General features: G+C 49.0%; 11 protein-coding genes. 3 read left to right on the top strand and 8 right to left on the bottom strand.

Annotated features, from left to right (window positions below; all coding sequences use genetic code 11):
• Positions 1–265 precede the first annotated feature (265 nt).
• Together MKX74_RS17480 and MKX74_RS17485 are read right to left on the bottom strand one after the other, a co-directional pair.
• Positions 266–1,429 (bottom strand): glycosyl hydrolase family 28-related protein, encoded by a 1,164-nt coding sequence (locus tag MKX74_RS17480; protein WP_018886867.1) that lies wholly within the window; start codon positions 1,427–1,429, stop codon positions 266–268.
• Positions 1,430–1,673: 244 nt separating this feature from the next.
• Positions 1,674–3,263: a sensor domain-containing diguanylate cyclase gene (locus MKX74_RS17485; RefSeq protein ID WP_341179267.1), complete on the bottom strand. Its 1,590-nt coding sequence runs from the start codon at positions 3,261–3,263 to the stop codon at positions 1,674–1,676.
• Between the two features lie 266 nt (positions 3,264–3,529).
• Here MKX74_RS17485 and MKX74_RS17490 point away from each other — a divergent pair, with 266 nt between their 5' ends.
• On the top strand, positions 3,530–4,558 hold the full coding sequence (locus tag MKX74_RS17490; RefSeq protein ID WP_341179268.1) for a CdaR family transcriptional regulator: 1,029 nt from the start codon (positions 3,530–3,532) through the stop codon (positions 4,556–4,558).
• 91 nt (positions 4,559–4,649) lie between these two features.
• Here MKX74_RS17490 and MKX74_RS17495 read toward each other — a convergent pair whose 3' ends face one another.
• The 3 genes from MKX74_RS17495 to MKX74_RS17505 all read right to left on the bottom strand — a co-directional run bounded on the left by MKX74_RS17495 (position 4,650) and on the right by MKX74_RS17505 (position 8,034).
• Positions 4,650–5,801 (bottom strand): glycerate kinase, encoded by a 1,152-nt coding sequence (locus tag MKX74_RS17495; RefSeq protein ID WP_341179269.1) that lies wholly within the window; start codon positions 5,799–5,801, stop codon positions 4,650–4,652.
• Between the two features lie 205 nt (positions 5,802–6,006).
• A complete protein-coding gene (locus MKX74_RS17500; RefSeq protein ID WP_341179270.1) occupies positions 6,007–7,302 on the bottom strand; it encodes a GntP family permease in 1,296 nt (431 codons plus the stop codon).
• 147 nt (positions 7,303–7,449) lie between these two features.
• The gene (locus MKX74_RS17505; protein WP_036633857.1) at positions 7,450–8,034 is read right to left on the bottom strand and encodes a TetR/AcrR family transcriptional regulator; all 585 of its coding nucleotides are present in this window, start codon (positions 8,032–8,034) and stop codon (positions 7,450–7,452) included.
• Positions 8,035–8,323: 289 nt separating this feature from the next.
• Here MKX74_RS17505 and MKX74_RS17510 point away from each other — a divergent pair, with 289 nt between their 5' ends.
• Complete coding sequence (locus MKX74_RS17510) at positions 8,324–9,541, top strand: MFS transporter (protein WP_341179271.1); 1,218 nt, start codon at positions 8,324–8,326, stop codon at positions 9,539–9,541.
• A 228-nt stretch (positions 9,542–9,769) separates the two neighbouring features.
• Here the strand turns inward: MKX74_RS17510 and MKX74_RS17515 are convergent, their stop codons facing one another.
• The 3 genes from MKX74_RS17515 to nikA all read right to left on the bottom strand — a co-directional run bounded on the left by MKX74_RS17515 (position 9,770) and on the right by nikA (position 15,093).
• Positions 9,770–11,875, bottom strand: coding sequence for an alpha-glucuronidase family glycosyl hydrolase (locus MKX74_RS17515; protein ID WP_341179272.1), 2,106 nt, complete (start codon positions 11,873–11,875; stop codon positions 9,770–9,772).
• A gap of 344 nt (positions 11,876–12,219) precedes the next feature.
• The gene (cntE, locus tag MKX74_RS17520; RefSeq protein ID WP_341179273.1) at positions 12,220–13,458 is read right to left on the bottom strand and encodes a staphylopine family metallophore export MFS transporter CntE; all 1,239 of its coding nucleotides are present in this window, start codon (positions 13,456–13,458) and stop codon (positions 12,220–12,222) included.
• 9 nt (positions 13,459–13,467) lie between these two features.
• Positions 13,468–15,093 carry a nickel ABC transporter substrate-binding protein gene (gene nikA, locus MKX74_RS17525; protein WP_341179274.1) on the bottom strand — a complete coding sequence of 542 codons (1,626 nt, stop codon included), beginning with the start codon at positions 15,091–15,093 and terminating at the stop codon, positions 13,468–13,470.
• A 166-nt stretch (positions 15,094–15,259) separates the two neighbouring features.
• Between nikA and MKX74_RS17530 the strand changes: the two genes are divergently transcribed.
• Positions 15,260–16,978: an AraC family transcriptional regulator gene (locus MKX74_RS17530; RefSeq protein WP_341179275.1), complete on the top strand. Its 1,719-nt coding sequence runs from the start codon at positions 15,260–15,262 to the stop codon at positions 16,976–16,978.
• Positions 16,979–17,430: the final 452 nt, after the last annotated feature.

A 17,430-nucleotide genomic window follows, 5' to 3' on the forward strand; every position in this document is an offset into this window, starting at 1 on the left:
CATAAATCCAAAGAACGACTTCTAATCAGCAAGATATGGATCAGGGTGATTCTTCCTGTCCATATCTTGTATTCCAAAAGTGATTGAAATCGAATTATGCAAAATGCTAACCAAAGAAATTCACACCCAAGACTTCTCCCCACCGAGCTTGACATGTCCTATCTTTTCCATAAAAAAAGCCTTCCTAAGCAAGTACAAAGCTCAGGAAAGCGTTCTACGATTTCAGCTATCTTTAATAGCTATCTTTAATAGCGACTTTAATTAGCTATCTCCTATTGGTGTTACCGCTGACCGTATTGCCACTGCCACCCTCAACACTGACGGAAGTCCCAGAAGTATCGGTGATATTATCCACAATGCGATTATTGCTGGAGTTCGTCAGGCGAATCCCGAAGTTGCTGAAGCGGGAGTGCGTCTCCATCCGATTGCGGGAGATCTCATTCCCATTCGCGCCAGACAGACGAATTAGCTCGGGGCTGAGGGAAGCATCTGTCTGCTGAATAATGTTGCCCTTGATCGTATTGTCATTCGCCTCAATCAGCATCCCCTGAATACGAGAGTTCACAATCGTGTTATTCTCGAAGGTATTATTAGTTGCCCCTGTAAGTACGAAGATTCCGCGTGGATAGTTCACGATTCGATTATCTTTAATAATATTGTTCTCGCCACCATTTGGAATCCGAATGCCTCCATAGGTGTCTGATTGCTGTACACTGTTCACAATTTCATTATTCGTAACCGTAGCACGAGCTGCACGGGACAGATTGATTCCGCTACCACCGCTTGAGTTCGTAATCTTGTTACCTGTGATGGTCACATTTCTGAATTCACCCACAGGGAAGCTCTCATGTCCGGCTGCGATAGCATGTCCACTTGTGCGATCGAACACACTGTCCTGAATCGTTGAATCCTTGGTCCGACGAAGGAGAGCGCCTATTGTGGTGTCTCTGATCTCCATATTGGACAACGTCAAATTGCGGACATCCACATCCATGTTAATGCCCCCGACTTGTCCCAGACCACGAGCTGCACGGTTCGTGCGATCTCCATCAATCGTAAGCTTGGACACACTGACCTCCAGATTATTGGAGCCGGAGCGCAGTACCGGATTCCCCACCACGTAGCTGCTTACATTACCTGTCTTCTTAATAATCGTTCGCCCTATTCCATCCCCTACCAGATTCACACCAGCGTGGAAACGAAGACCGTTATCGACGTAATAGGTGCCTGCGGGAATATAGACCGTACCCTTTTGCCCCTTGTCATAGAAATGCTTCATCGCGGCGTGAAAAGCAGCCGACTGATCCTCCGTCACCCCCGCACGTGCCCCGAAGTCACGCACATTGACCTGCTCTGCTGCCTGAATCTCGCTTCCCGTTCCTGGCACATACCATGTAGCCGCCAACAGAGCTACACTTAATACGGCCATCCAACCTCGCCTCCAACGAATACCTGCCTTCATTTTGTGTCATCCCTCCATATTAGATTAATTCATTAGAAACCGCTTACATAGATAATTATAACAAATAATTAAATTTAGAACATTTATACAATTAATTATCACGGGGTTTATTACAAGCCACCTGTTCTCACAGACAAATAGCAGTGCCCCTACATATAGGTGGCACTGCTATGATTTCTAATCTCATAGGCCTTGGTTGACTTTCCGCTTTTTATTTTGCCAGCATCGTCCGGTTTCTACCTTGGGATTTGGCCAAATACATAGCCTGGTCAGCCTTGTGTAGAAGCTGCTCAGCAGACGCAGCATCATCAGGGCAATGTGCTACACCGAGAGATATCGTAATTCGTGAAGGAATCGGCGCTGCACTGCTCTCGATGTCTTTACGAATGATCTCTGCCAGCTCGAAAGCTTCCTCCTTAGCGCAATCCGGCAGCAGCACGATGAATTCCTCTCCGCCAAATCGGAAACACGCATCTGTCGGACGTACATTGCTCAACACCTTATCACTCACATGCTTGAGCACTCGATCACCAACCAGATGACCATAGGTATCATTGATCGGCTTGAAACGATCCACATCGAGCAGAATCAGCGAGAAGGAAGTGCCCGCTTCCAGCCATTGCTGCATCATTTGCTCAAGGGATCTGCGGTTCAGTAGCCCGGTCAAGCCATCTGTAGCAGCATCCTGCGCAAGCTGGTCCTGTTGCTTCTGGATATCCGCGACAGCCAGAAATACCGCCTTCGTCAGTAGATCAGCCTCTCTATTCCAGTGTGATTTGGCTTCAGGCAATACCACCCTTTCCTTGCCGAGCTTGCTCATTAAATCTGCAAGATACACGAAAGGACGGGCCAATTGACGCGCAATCAGAATGACACCGATGAGCAAAATCATGAATGGCAGACTAGACACCAGAATTTGGGTGTACAAGTTGTCCATAAGCTCTTTTTGGATTCGCTCCAGCGGGGATACCGCCACCACTCCCCAGCCATTCGAATCCACATAGGAGTAGCCAGCGATCATCTGCCGACCGAGATGGTCCACTGTGAGCTGACGTCCACTTTTGCCCTCTAGCAGACTTTGCACGACCTCCTCCTGGGCCAGATCCGAACCAATCACCTGCTTGTCTGGATGATACAAGACACGGCCATGAGCATCCACAATGTAATAATATGAACCGGAATCATCCACAGAATTGTTGCCAAAAATACTTGATAAAATATTGTCCTCCTGTAAATAAAGCGAACCTCCAACGAATCCGGTATAATTGCTATTTTGATCAAATAAGGGCTGGCTCATGAACACAATAAGTCTGTGCGAGTTGGGTGTTACATAGGGAGAAGAAATATAGGGCCGCTGGGAAAGCAAAGCCTCAAGTGCATATTTCGTGGTGAGATGCCCTCCGATCCTCTGGGGATTATATGGAGAGATTCCACGGATCTGCCCGTTCTCATCTATACGATACAGGGAATTGAAAAAGTTGCTGGAATTGCGCATGAGATTCAGATAGTCAGCGAGCTGCTTGGCAGTCATGCCTTCCACATCCGTGAGTGAATTGGCACTATACTGCAGACTTTCCCTCATGGAGATGAACAAGGAATTCAATGTCTGGGCCTTGCCGCTGGCATTATTATAATTCAAGCGTAGGGTAGTCTCGATTAGCGAATTTTTCTTGGACACATAGGAGCCTGCCAGAAGGATCGTAGAGGTGAGCACTACGACAAGCGTCACAAGGCCGATTAGCAATGATGTGAGACTAAGCTTCTTGCGCTGGGGAAACATGGCCTTCATTGGACTAAACAAAAGACACCCTCCTAGGTTCGGGGAACCAACGTTTCATAAATCCATCATACAACAAAAAACGACAGTCATCGACCATTATACTTCCTGTGATGGCTATAAGGAGTAGAAAATTTCGAGGAATACAATGTCTTCCTCCAGTTATGCGGCTCTCTTGTCTGTATGCATGTTGGAATATGGATGATGAAAAAGCTATAATGTTGTTCATATGCACAATACATATGTTGACAGTAGCTACTATTAGATGAACCAGTGGAGGGGGCCATTCCTTGTTCCAGCTTTCGGAGAATCAGGCACAAGATATTGTCGATAAGATGATGAAGGATATTCCTTACAACATTAACATTATGAATGCAAAAGGGATTATCGTGGGTAGCGGGACTCGGGAGCGGGTGGGCACCATCCATCAGGGTGCCGTTAAGGCTCTGTCCACCGGACACATGGTTGAGGTGTGGGAGGATGGGACCAACGAGAAGCAAGGAACAAACGAGCCGATTTTCATAGGACATGTCTGCGTCGGAGTCATCGGAATTACGGGCAATCCTGATGAGGTACGCCCCTTTTGCAGTATTGTCAGAACGACGGTCTCCCTGCTCATTGAACAGCGCACCATGCTGGAGCATCGTGCGGAGGAGGCAAATCGCAAGAAGGCCTTTGTGGAGCTGCTGCTCTCCCATCATGGAGCCTATTCCCAGAAGCTGAGAAAAGAAGCCACAGCCTATCAGCTGGATCTCGTCATAAAGACAACGGTCCTGTATGTGAAGAGTTCCTCACTAGCTAGCGAGGACTCTATACTGCTACTATTCAAGACTGCCTTTCAGGTGGAAAATGATACATGGCTCCTGCTAGTGCAGCAGCCTGAGGATGTGGATAAGCATATTCGAAGACTGCTCCTTGATCATCCAAGCATTCGGATCTCCAGGGGACGGCACGAAGCCAGTATTGCAAGTAGCTATGCTCAGGCTAAGGCTGCCATGTCCATCCTGTTCGCGCTATGGCCTTCACAGCAGGTAACGACCTACGATGAAGTGGAGTTCCTCATCCAGTGGGGTCAGGCAAGGCTTGTTGGCCCTGCCCATACCACTCACAAGCTGGAGGATACACCGGAGCTGCTGGACACACTCCGAAGCTTCATTCATCACAATGGAAGCATGTCTCTGACCGCCGAATCCCTGAACATACATCGCAATACTTTACAATACCGTCTGAAGCGAATTCATGCCATCACCGGGCGAGATCCACGCGATCTACTACAGCTCACCGAGTTGATCTATGAGCTACTGCGGATGCATCAATAAGTAATGAAGCGATTGGAGGTCAAGCCAATGAGTCCACATGTCATCGTTAATGATTTTCAATCCAGAGTTGAAGCAGTCAGTGAATCCTCTTCTAGCATGAGCTCTCGCCGAATTGCAACACACGCGCAATATTTTCGGCTGTACGCTCTACATTTTCGGGACCCTCGGCCAGCAAATGCTCTAAAGCAGAAGCTCCAGGGACAATCCCAAAGATCGCATCAATGCCCTCATTATACAACGTCTCGATTCCGGCACCGACATAACCCGCCAGAGCAATTACCCTCTTGCCTTTAGCTTTGGCGGCTCTCGCTACGCCGTAGGGTGTCTTCCCGAATTTGGTCTGGAAGTCAATTCCGCCCTCGCCTGTGAATACGACATCAGCCGTAGCTATTTTATCGCTAAGCCCGGTGTATTCGATGACAATATCAATCCCTTTTTGTAATACCGCCTGCGTAAAAATCAACAGGCCTGCACCAAGACCGCCTGCAGCACCAGCACCTGGTACATCCAATACATTCTTACCCAGCTTGCGATTCACGACCTCTGCATAGTGAGCGAGATTGGCATCAAGCTGCTGCACCATGTCTGGTGTAGCGCCTTTCTGTGGACCAAATACAACCGAGGCCCCTGTAGGACCACAGAGCGGATTTGTCACATCACAAGCCACGATCAGCTGTACCTCCTGCAATCGCGGGTCTAGTCCAGTGAGGTCAATGGAAGACAGACGACCGAGACTTCCTCCCCCCCATGGTAGCTCTTCGCCTGCAGCATCCAGGAAGCGAGCCCCTAGCGCAGCAGCCATTCCTGTGCCACCGTCATTTGTCGCACTTCCACCAATCCCAATAATGATCTTGCGGACACCACGATCCAGACATTCGCGTATCAGTTCGCCTGTACCGTAAGTAGTCGTAATCAGCGGATTACGAGCTGACTTTTCCACCAGATGGATACCACTGGCTGACGCCATCTCGACAGCAGCTGTCGTTCCATCTCCCATAATGCCATAGGAAGCCGTTACCATCTGACCCAGCGGACCCGTCACCTCAGCATACAGCAGCTGTCCGTCTGAAGCATCTACCAAAGATTGCACCGTTCCCTCACCGCCATCTGCCATCGGCACATGAATATAATTGGCTTCAGGATACACTTTCCGTAGTCCTTTCTCCATGGCTACGCATACTTCCTTGGCGGTCATGCTCTCTTTAAAGGAATCAGGCGCCAGTACAAAATTCTTGTATTGCATTCTCTCTCACCCCATCATTAATGTAGACACATTACTGTCAACAATCCCTGTATCTGTATAGTCTCACTCAATCATCATGTCATTGTTTTAGCACAGCTTACGTGGCTTAACGTAGTTGATTTAGCTTATTTAGCTTATAGCTGACTCAGGTTATAGCTGACTTAGCTTGGTTATCTCACTTGGCTACGTGGCTCACATCGCTTCACTACAGTAAGAAGCCGTATACTACGGTAGCGACAATCGTCATCGTTCCGCCCACAATCGCCTCATAAGGAACTACACCCATACGTTGCTTGATCGACATCTTCATGCTATCCGCAGTTACGTGGAAATAGTTGCCTTGTGGCAGGGAATCAATAACTGTAGCACCTGTGTGTACCATTACGGATGCAGCTAGCGGTGATGTCCCCATATTCAGGACAGCCTGTCCGAAGGAACCCGTAGCTAGAATTACACCGGTTGAAGTAGAAGCTGTGGCAGCCGCCATCAAAATACCCGAGATCGGCGCAAGGAATGTCCCGGCGATACCTGATCCCTCAATCAGAGCTACGACCTGCGTGGAGAGATCCGAAGCAGCGATGAGCCCAGCAATCCCGCCAGCACCGATCAGAATCAGTACGGTTGCCGTCATTTTATTGAGACCAGACGCGCTATATTCCAGCATCTTGTTGCCCTTACCCATGGCCAGCAGCCCGATGATTCCCGCGATTGGCAGAATATACAGAGCATCGACCTTCATATTGGATAACAGCTCAATGCCAGACAGCGAGCCAATAGGATTGATCATTAGTAGCACGATAGCAACCAGTGGTGCCACAATTGCTCGCCCCAGTGGTGGATAATCATTATTCTCGTTCTCGCTATATTGCGCTTCATCCCCCGACACCATGGTTCCCTTCTTCTTCAGCAACGAAGCCACAATGACTGTAACTGCGAGACCGAAGACTGCCGGCAAAAGCCCTGCGAGCATCACATGACTCAAGTCAAGCTCGAACCCGCGAGCAGCAGCAATCGTATTGGGATTAGGTGAAATGATGTTGCCTGCCTTCCCTCCACCCGAGAGCGCTACCAGTAATGCCAGCTTCGAGATCCCCATTTTATTGCCGACAGACAAGGCAATGGGCGCCACAATCAATACAGCGACAGGGATGAATACGCCTACAGCTGTAATTAGCATCGTAGCCAGCGTCAGTGCCAAAATGGCCTTGCTCCCGCCAAATTTCTTCACAATCGCCTGTGCGATCGTCTCAGCCGCACCGGATTCCATCATGACTCCAGCCAGCACGCCAGCCGCCAGAACCCGCAGTACGGTTCCGATTACACTTTGTGTACCGCTTACAAGAACGCCTACGGTCTCCTCCAAATTCGCACCACCGATTAATGCGCCTGTAATCGCTCCCAAAAATAGAGCATATACGGGGTTGAGCTTCTTCAGTATGAGAATGATTGCAAGCGCCAACCCTGCCAATGCACCATACCATCCAATCATTAATCCTTCCATTCCTTGCAGCCTCCTAGCTTGCTCTTGTTGAACACGCTTTCAGTATAAGAGTTTGCGCCACAAAAAAATATTGATGAAAAGACGAAATTGATTGTGCATTTGCACAACCAATTCTCATCCAGGTACATTAGAAGCTCTCTAATGAATCTATGCAAAATATTGATGAACACTGCGGATCGTAAGATCAACCAGGCTGCGAACATACCCCTCGTCGAGCGGATCACCAGTAACCAGCAGACGATAAAAAATCGGGCCGTATACCAGATCAATAGTGACTCCCACATCAAGATGCTCTGGCAGTTCTCCGCGCTCTATTCCCCTCTGTAGCAGCTGTCCTGCCTCTTGGCGACGGGGCTGGATATAACGCGAACGTAGCTCCGTTGCCAGGGCTGTGTCGAATTGTCCTCCCCCGATCAGCTCCGTAATAATCTGTCCTTCACGACTTGTCATAAACCGGACCAGATTGGATACATGCAGTAGTATATCCTCGGTGACCTTACCTGTATCGGGAATCGGTAATCGGGCCGAAGCAGCATGCATGAAGCCATCCATCACCACCGCTGCTTTATTCGGCCACCATTTATAGATCGTTGCTTTGCTCACCTGCGCCTGCTCCGCAATCTTCTCAATCGTTACTGCACCGAAGCCATGCTCCAGCAATAATTCGTATGACGTATTGAGAATCGCATGCTGCGTCTCCAGATTGCGCGGTCTTCCTCTTTTGCCGCTCATACCGTACATCCTCCTTCAATTCTTCGCCAGTCGCTGATCCAATACGGACTCGATTTCTTGGTTAGCTCAACTTGCTCAGTGATAAGTAGATCTACTTGCTCGGTGATATTGGAATGCTGTTGTTCTCATTTGACTGTAGTCTCCCGCGTGGCGTAGTGGCTTCGGTCCTTAAAATCATATGTGTAGTATATCAAAAAATCAGCCTATTTACAAAACGAAACGTTCAGTATATTATTTACTCATACAAATTAGTGAACTAACCGTTCATTAAATCGAGGAGGTTATTCTCATGATTAAAAAGCATGCCCCCCAAGAAGCAACGCTCTCTAACGGTCTGGTCTTCCTGCTAGCAGCCGCATGCGGGCTCATCGTCGCCAATCTCTATTATTCCCAGACACTTGTTGGTCCGATCAGTGCAGCAACAGGCTTAAGTGCCGAGACTGCCGGATTCATCGTAACTATTACCCAGATCGGATATGTCATAGGACTCCTGTTCATCGTGCCACTCAGTGATCTATTCGAGAATCGCCGTCTTGTCATTACCGCCCTAGTCGCTGTTGTATTTGCTCTAATCGGTGCAGCTCTGGCTCCGAACGCAGCGTTGTTCCTCACCTTCTCGCTGCTGCTCGGCTTAGGCAGTGTCGTGGCCCAGATATTAGTGCCTTTCGCCACCTATCTGGCATCTGAAGAACAACGAGGACGTGTCGTTGGCAATGTAATGAGTGGGTTACTGCTAGGGATTATGTTCGCACGGCCTGTCGCCAGCTTCGTAGCGGATGTCTGGGGCTGGCAGTCCGTATTCTGGATCTCTGCCGTAGCCATTGCCGTGCTCGCTATCCTCTTGTCCCGTGCCCTTCCTACCCGCAAGCCGTCACCATCCCTGAGCTATAAGGGGCTGATCGCATCACTCTGGACCTTGCTGAAGACACAGCCAGCCCTGCGTCGTCGTGCAGCCTATCAGGCCTCTCTATTCGGAGCATTCAGTCTGTTCTGGACAGCAGTTCCCCTGTATCTGACGGACCACTTCGGCCTGTCGCAGCAGGGGATCGCATGGTTCGCACTAGCTGGAGTAGCGGGAGCGATCGCTGCCCCTATAGCCGGAAGACTCGCAGACAAAGGATGGACCCAGCCATTGACCGGTTTGGCATTCATCATCGCCATTCTGTCATTCCTGGTCGCCTACCTGAATCAAGGAAGCTCCACGTTTTCCCTCACACTCCTTGTCGTTGCTGCTATTACGCTGGACATGGCCGTATCCGGTAACCTTGTACTCGGACAGCGTACCATCTATTCTCTGGGCAATGAGACCAGGGGCCGACTCAATGGGCTGTTCATGGCCATCTTTTTCCTGGGCGGAGCTGCTGGTTCTTTTCTTGGAGGATGGTCTTACGCACATGGCGGCTGGGGACCTACAGCCCTTATAGGCGTGGCAATGCCATTCATCGCACTGCTCTACTATCTCACGGAGCTGACTCCCAAGCTCGTTCGAGGGATCAAAGGTAACTAATTGCTGGAGCCATACTTCAACGAGAAATAAGCCTGCACGAGTAGTGCAGGCTTCCTTTTTTACTATCTATAGTTATCTTACATACTACGTTATCATTACATACCAAAGCTATAATTACATACCAAGAGGACAATAATTACAGACTACATACTGAAATCATATTCAGGCAAGGTGCTACCTAGAGGGAAATCTCCCCACACGTTCGCAGCTATTGCCACATAGACAGGCTTAATAAATCATTCGCCGCTCACGGTCCTCAATACCGCTCTTACGGTAGAAATACGTATTAATTTGGTCCCTCCATTCCTTGGCATGCTCCACTTGCTCCTCCAGCCTAGCCTCCACCTGCTCGAAATAAGTCTGCTTCATGCGTCCCTGTAGCTCCCTCCAAGTGGACAGCAGCGCTGCTGCTCTGTCCGCACCTGCGAAATGAGTATCATAGATATGCTGAATGACGGTTGTGCCTGACTTCAAGCGGTGCTCATAGGGAACATGGTGGAAAAATAACAGCAGCTCATCTGGACATCGCTCCAGTGACTCGTAACGCTCGGCATTCGCCCCCATATACTGTGAGCTATAGCCGCTACCAGAATGGACTGTGCGGTCAACTCCAATCCCTTTGCTGTCTGCGTAGTGATATGTGCCCCACTTCGAGTATTCATATCCGTCCACGTTGGGCCCATAATGATGATCCGGATTCACCATCCAGCCTACTCCGAGCGGGGAAGTATATGACTCGTAGATCGGCCACGAATCCATCAGCATCTGCGTGATGGCACTGACCACGAGTTCATCCAGGCCAAAAACTAGCTTCACCCATTCCTCCGCAATGGCCTCTGCACTCAAGTCAGGATTCCAGGCAAGCCGTCCATAGCCATACAGATTCGCCTGTGCCAGCAAATGTCCGGTCCAGTTCCAGTCTGCGCCTACGTTCGTCACGGCCGCTATCCCATTTCGTGCCCGCTCCCATAACGACCCATCCACCACATGCTTAACTGGAGCATATTTATCTTGTGCACACGTATCGAATTCCAGAATCTCCTTCCACTGCGGTACCAGATAGCAGACATGTCGCTGCTGCCCGGTATATTCCTGGGTAATCTGAAACTCCAATATTTGATGAGTATGCTCCATGCCGCCGAGCAGCGGTGACACAGGCTCTCGTACCTGAAAATCCAGCGGTCCATTCTTGATCTGCAGCACGACATTGTCGTGGAACTGACCGTCCAGCGGCTTAAAATGATCATACGCCGCCCGAGCCCGATCTGTTGAGCGATCCCGCCAATCCTGCTTGCAATTGTATACAAAACAGCGCCAGATGACGATACCGCCGTATGGCTGGAGCGCCTCTGCCAGCATATTCGCCCCATCCGCATGATTGCGTCCATAAGTGAATGGACCAGGGCGATTCTCTGAGTCTGCCTTGACCACAACACCGCCAAAGTCCGGGATGAATGAATAGATTTCTGCAGCCTTTTCCGTCCACCACTGTCGGACTGCAGCATTCAGGGGATCTGCCGTCTCAGGGCCACCCAACTCCAGCGGACTGGCAAAGTTAATGCTCAGATATAGCTGAATACCATAGATTCGGAACACCTCCGCAAGCTTCGCAACATCTGGAAGATACCGCGGAGTGATCAGCTGTGTCTCCTGCTGATGGACATTCACATTATTGATACAAATCGCATTGATGCCGATAGAGGACATTAATCTGGCATAATCGCGTAATCGTTCCTGATTGGCCGTGAACTGATGCTGCTCGTACAGAAAGGACGGACCTGCATAGCCCCGCTCAATACTGCCATCCATGTTGTCCCAATGATCGAGCATTCTCAGACCGTTGACCGGGACAACCGCCTCATCAAGCGTATCCAATGGTCGGCCTGTTCCCATAAGACGTAATAGATGATACACACCATACAGCACCCCGACAGGCTCCGCAGCTCCAATGGCAATGCAGCGCTCAGCAGGACATGTACGGATGATAAAGCCTTCTGCTCCAGTAGATTCACGATCTGTTGAGGTAAATAACTCCGCCGGATAACTGGAATCTTCCCCAAACATTCCGCTGAAGGTTCCCAGCGCAATATGCGGCTGATCCGTTGTAGCGCTGCTCATCTCGGTATGAACATCCAGCATGGATGTAATCCCCCGATGCAGCTCTGTAGCGGCGGCCTCTATGGTCGCATGCGGCTCGCTGACATGGATGACACCACACCAGGAGCGATATTGAGCCGCAACAGCGATAGGCAACGACGATTTGTAGCTTAACCAAGCATCATAGCCATGTGCCTTCATGTGCTCTAATGGCTCGGAAACAGGGTTAGTCATCATATGTACCCTCCTCAGGATTACCAGATTGATAGCGTGATAACGTTGCTCGGACGTTCGATAAGAGCATGGTTCATGGCTCGGCATATCAGGATCAGGCTTTCACAATCCATTTGAAACGCTTACACAAATGAAGTCACAAAGAAGCTCCTTGTATAGAGCCTCCTTGTATGTTGGTTACTACTGCTATTCATTTCTGTTATCGGATTCTGTTATCCATTTCGCAAGTATTCAGATAGGCTAATCCTAGCACTGTCCCTGCGGTAGAACTATGGTCAAATCGAACGACTATTTAGCCAAATCAAGCCTGTTGCACATACAATGGACAATATGATGGCCAAGAAGCCTTAGACTGATTTCTTCATAAAGCCATTGCTTGCTGCAACCAGTAGGCCTGTACACACAAGCATGCCCGCACATATGACGAACACATATGCATATCCGATATAATCAGCGACCAGCCCCATCCCTATGCTACCGATGACCGCACCCAGATCTGCCATGGATATAAATAACCCCATCCAGATTTTGCGAGTAGTCTGGTGAAGAGCAATGCTCAGGTAGGCTGCTAAAATAGGATAGATATGAGCCATCCCAAAACCGATTGCCGCCGCCCCCATGTACAGAACAATCGATTTTCCCGTCCAAGGTGCCATAACCGTGCATAGTAGTCCTAGGGCCATGGAACCGAGCAGGACGGCGATAGAGCGACTATGCCAGATACCATCCGAGGGAAGCAGCTTGCGGAAAGCAAAGCGCACCAGCACAATAACACCAGACTGAATCGCAAAATAGACTCCAGCGTGGCCTACTCTCGTGTAGTCAACGTATAAAGCAAGGAATGCTGTGGTAGCACCAAATCCTGTGGCTGCCATTGTCATCACCACACTGCTCATGATAAAGCTCCGATTGACGATAGCCCTGCGCAGTGCATGCGTTTTTCTCCCCGAGGGCTGCTTACTCTCATGTCTCTGCGACGGCAAACGATGTGAATTACTCCCTAATGACAGCCGGCTTGTGAGACCTGTCAGCCACGTAATAACAGCTGCCAGCAGGAGGCTCATCATAAATCCGCGAAAGCCCGCATGCTCCCAGATCCATAACGCAACCGCAGGTCCCATAACCGAGGGCAGCATACCGAACAGCAAATATAGGGATAGTCCCTGTGCCCTTTCACGCTCAGGTAGAGCATCCACTACAGCAATCTGTAAAGTCAGAGAAAAGAAAGCTGCTATCGCCCCCTGCAATCCCCGGATCAGAATGAGACCGTATGCTGTCTGATCGAGCCACGCATAGAGCAGCACCACCAGCAGATGACTGAGCAGAATCCATTGCAGCATACGCCGAGTTCCAACTCGTTCAACAACGGCCCCTGCCCATGGACGCAACAACATGCTGACCAGAAGATAGGCACCAAGCAATACACCTATCGTACGGTTATCCAGACCAATACTTTTACCATACAAAGGAAGAACCACCTGCGTGAAGGCATTGACACTGAAAAACAAAAATGTAAGAGCATATAGCCGATACATGCCTGATGAGATGGACTGAGAGTCCCCTTCCCGCTGTGAACGCCTACTCATACGCTGCCCTTATTTCAAGCGGATGCTGTTGAACGGATGATCCCATCGACTATCCGGGAATGTCACATTGTCCAGACGATCATTGTAGACCGTGTATTGGCGAATATACGATAAAGGAACAATGACCGCTTGCTGATGAATGGTGTCTAAGATCGCGTCATATAGCTCCTGCCTTTCCTGCTCGTTAACAGATGCCAGCACCTGATGTATTTGCTTGTCCAGTTTATCCTTGTCAGGTATATTCGTGTGAGCTTCCGCCACCCCAAAGGTTGGCTCTGCCACAGCGTTTACCAAAGTATGAGGATCATAGGGCACGCCCGAGTTGAACCAGAAATTCAATTCGTAATTTCCTGCTCGGAAGCGCTTGGTCTGCTCGGCTAGCTCTATTCCTGTCAGCTTAACCTTCACACCAATAGCCGACCATTCCGCTTGCAGCGCCTCACCCATGGCCTTTTGAATCCGATCTGTCGTATCGTACATTAATTCAAAGCTGAGCTGCTCCCCATTCTTCTCGCGCACACCACCTGGAGCTGAGAGCCTCCAGCCTGCCTCCTCCAAGTAGCTTTCAGCTTTGGCCGTATCATAGCTGAGTGGCGCGTAAGTCCGCTTCACATACGGATAGTCTGTGGTGATCACCTGATCAGCCACCTGTTCTACATCAGAAGTAATCCCTTTGACCAGAGCTACCTTGTCAAATCCATGCTGTAAGGCCAATCGCACACGTATATCCGCCAGCTTCTCGTTCTGCGTATTGATAATTAGATTGCGTGTTCCTACTGGCCCAGACAGGTCCGTCTTGTACCGTCCATCATCACGAAGTCCGGTAAAGGAGTCCAGACTAATGGAGCCCTCGCCAAAAATCAGATCCAGCTCACCCTTCTCAAAAGCCATCACCCTCGTCTCCGCGTCGGGAATAATTCGCACGGTGATTTTGTCCAAGGCAGGCTGTTCCCCCCAATAGTTGGGGTTCTTAACAAACACACTATACTCATCCTGCTTGTATTCCTGAAGGATCCAGGGTCCCGTCCCAATAGGTGCCGCTATATGCTCCAGTGTGTTGTCATCCTCGGGAAAGCCTGCATCAGCCAGGAAACGGAATGGACGAACCGTTGTCAAATCCTGCAGTACAGGATAATACGGCTCAGACATAACAAGCTTCACAGTAAATTCATCCACAACCTCGGCCCGCTCCAGCAATTTTGCAGTTCCCAGCCAGCTATGCGTGGTCTTGTTTTGCAGAATGGCATCCATATTACGTTTTACACTAGTCGCATTAAATGGTGTGCCGTCAGAGTAAGTCACATCCTCACGCAAGAAGAATGTATACTCCTTCCCATCTTCACTGATCTTCCAATCCTTTGCCAGATGGGGCTTGATTTCTCCGCCCTTTCCATAAGCAACCAATGGTTCATAGATCATCGACTGTGAGAACAATTGTGAAGGATAATAGGCATGCGGATTGGACGGCCCAAGATCCCTCATCCATGACACGGTAATGGATTGCTCACTATTTTCGTTCTGTACCTCCTGGGTATTAGCGGTCTTCTCCCCTGTATTCGAGCATGCTGCTGTCACCAATATTACAGCTACGAGCATCAGGCTGATCCATAATTTATGATTTCTTGTGCAGTTCATTGTAGCTTCTCCCCCAGGCTCTCTATTGATAATGAAAATCATCTTCAATTTATAGTATGGGGTTTGCTATAATTGATCAATGACTGGATTTCTGATTTTTCATAGCACAAAATTCAGCTCCTGATAACAGAACACTTTGTTCAGCCAAGAAAAGGAGATGTATGGGATGAGTTATTCTTCTAGTAAGGATGCAGTCTCTGATCGAACAAGCCTCGATGGTGTCTATTTATATATTCCTGCAAACATCTTTAACATACAGCAACTATCCTGTGAACAGGTCATACCGGCTCGCCCGGGAACTCATAGAATTATTCTGTTCAGAGCACCCCACGGAGTGCTGCAATTAAGGAAGCATCTAATACAAGCTGACTATAATCAAGCCTACTTGTTGGCTCCCGAAGCACATGCAAGTATCCGGTTCGCTCCCTTCTCCAACTCAGATGTGAACAGCCCTGGGTTAGAATCGGCAGCCCCAGAGCTCGGAGCTGTCATTATTGAATTCTATGTCTTTCAGCCCGGAATATCTCAACCTGCCATCGAGATCCATTCCTCCCTTTCTTACGAGACCCGAATCGATATTGCTGATGAAGCCAAGCTGCTTCAATTGCTGGACCTTCTGTATGAGTCGCTACATGACCAGTCTGAAATATCCGAGGTATCCAAGTTAAAAGAACAGATTCATATGCAAGAGCTGATAGTGCTTCTTATGGAAAATCGGGAAAGAAATCAGACCGTCTCTGACAGCATACAGGCTGTTGAGCAGACCATCGCCTATATTGACCAGCATTACTATGAGACGATCACAGCGCAGCAGCTGTATCGCATTGCTGGCGTGGCGAAATGGCAGTATAGCATGCTATTCCAGACACTTACTGGAAAAAAGCCTCTGGATTATCTGGCGGAGACACGCATTCGTCATGCTAAGCAGCTGTTGCTGCAAACAAACGATACCCTCTCACACATCGCGCAGTCTGTTGGCTTTAGGGATGAGAGCTATTTTATACGAAAATTTAGGCAAATCGAAGGAGTAACACCGAGGCAATACGTTGCATCAACGTCCAGGCAGCTGTTCGTCAAATCATCAGCCATTACAGAGTACAATAGAGTGGTCGCTGTGGGTTATTCCCTTGGAGACATGCTGTCTCTGGGGGTGCAGCCGATCGGGGCGGATACGGATATTATCGGGAAGCGAGCTATTTACAAGGATCAATTAAGCGGTGTGCAAGATATTGGCCTGCTGGGTGAGCCGTCCAAAATACGCAAGCTACAACCGGATCTTATCGTGCACAGCGGCTTTCGACAGGAGTGGATAGATGAGTTGGCTCTGATCGCGCCTACGGTACTAATCAATCGCTATGAGCCTGTATACCAGCGGATTATGAAGGTTGCCGAGTTATTTCAAAAAAAAGAACAGGCTAAGCGATGGGTTCAGTTCCATCAGGTAGCTTGCCAGGAAATGTGGCATGAAGCAGCTCGCTATATGGATGTAGGACAGACTGCCACGGTATTCTCCATGGTCGAGGGGAGCCTGTACGTTATGGGAATGAAAGGCTTCTCGCTAACTGTCTATCACACAGGAGGGCTGAGGCCTTCTACCAAAGTACAGGAATTGATTAATGACGGAATACCTTTCCGCCTGACGGACATTGCTTATTCCCAAATCTACGAAGCAGATATTTATTTCTTGTTGACTGACAATCATCCGCTGACTCGACAGCAGTACCATCAAATGCTGCAAAGTGATTACTGGAGAACGCTTCAAAGGGAGCGAATGTTCTACTCCGAGAATAAATGGAACTTCGATGATCCAATCACCATGGATAAATTGTTGCTCGAAATGCCCCAACTGCTACGAAGAAGCAAAGATAAGAAATATAGTCATTGAGCTTGCAGGATTCTCTCCTGCAGGCTTTTTATCGAGCCTACCGCTTCCCTTCGTTCACAATGGCATGACACCTCCACGCCATATCATCCCGTCATTCGCTGGAAGAAGGAAATTCGGCCTGTTTTCCTTTCAGCTCTTGTTTCGACATACACTACATTCTCCTTATAACGGATTTTTTACAAAAAATTTCAAAAAAACCTCTTTTCGAAACTATAATTCTATGATACTATCAATTTCAGATTCGAAGGGTTTACAAATAATTACTTTTATGTATCAACGAACCTTAACCCCTTCTTCATCCCAGCTCCGCACCCATCCGATCCTTGAAGGGAGGAGTGCCCGGCTTACTTGCCACGACTCTTACTCCTGTATTCAGATTCACAACTCTTCTGCACCTTAGTTATTCCTCTTCACGCGTTACTTCACTTTTCTTCCCGTACCTGCTAAAGATG

It is taken from the genome of Paenibacillus sp. FSL K6-1230 (genome assembly GCF_038002385.1).
Classification (GTDB): Bacteria; Bacillota; Bacilli; order Paenibacillales; family Paenibacillaceae; genus Paenibacillus; species Paenibacillus massiliensis.

What these genes read in the sequence shown, in the direction of transcription:
- MKX74_RS17500 (WP_341179270.1), bottom strand. Translation starts at nt 7,302, where the DNA reads ATGGAAGGATTAATGATTGGATGGTATGGTGCATTGGCAGGGTTGGCG.
- MKX74_RS17515 (WP_341179272.1), bottom strand. Translation starts at nt 11,875, where the DNA reads ATGATGACTAACCCTGTTTCCGAGCCATTAGAGCACATGAAGGCACAT.
- cntE (WP_341179273.1), bottom strand. Translation starts at nt 13,458, where the DNA reads ATGAGTAGGCGTTCACAGCGGGAAGGGGACTCTCAGTCCATCTCATCA.
- MKX74_RS17505 (WP_036633857.1), bottom strand. Translation starts at nt 8,034, where the DNA reads ATGAGCGGCAAAAGAGGAAGACCGCGCAATCTGGAGACGCAGCATGCG.
- MKX74_RS17530 (WP_341179275.1), top strand. Translation starts at nt 15,260, where the DNA reads ATGAGTTATTCTTCTAGTAAGGATGCAGTCTCTGATCGAACAAGCCTC.
- nikA (WP_341179274.1), bottom strand. Translation starts at nt 15,093, where the DNA reads ATGAACTGCACAAGAAATCATAAATTATGGATCAGCCTGATGCTCGTA.
- MKX74_RS17510 (WP_341179271.1), top strand. Translation starts at nt 8,324, where the DNA reads ATGATTAAAAAGCATGCCCCCCAAGAAGCAACGCTCTCTAACGGTCTG.
- MKX74_RS17480 (WP_018886867.1), bottom strand. Translation starts at nt 1,429, where the DNA reads ATGGCCGTATTAAGTGTAGCTCTGTTGGCGGCTACATGGTATGTGCCA.
- MKX74_RS17495 (WP_341179269.1), bottom strand. Translation starts at nt 5,801, where the DNA reads ATGCAATACAAGAATTTTGTACTGGCGCCTGATTCCTTTAAAGAGAGC.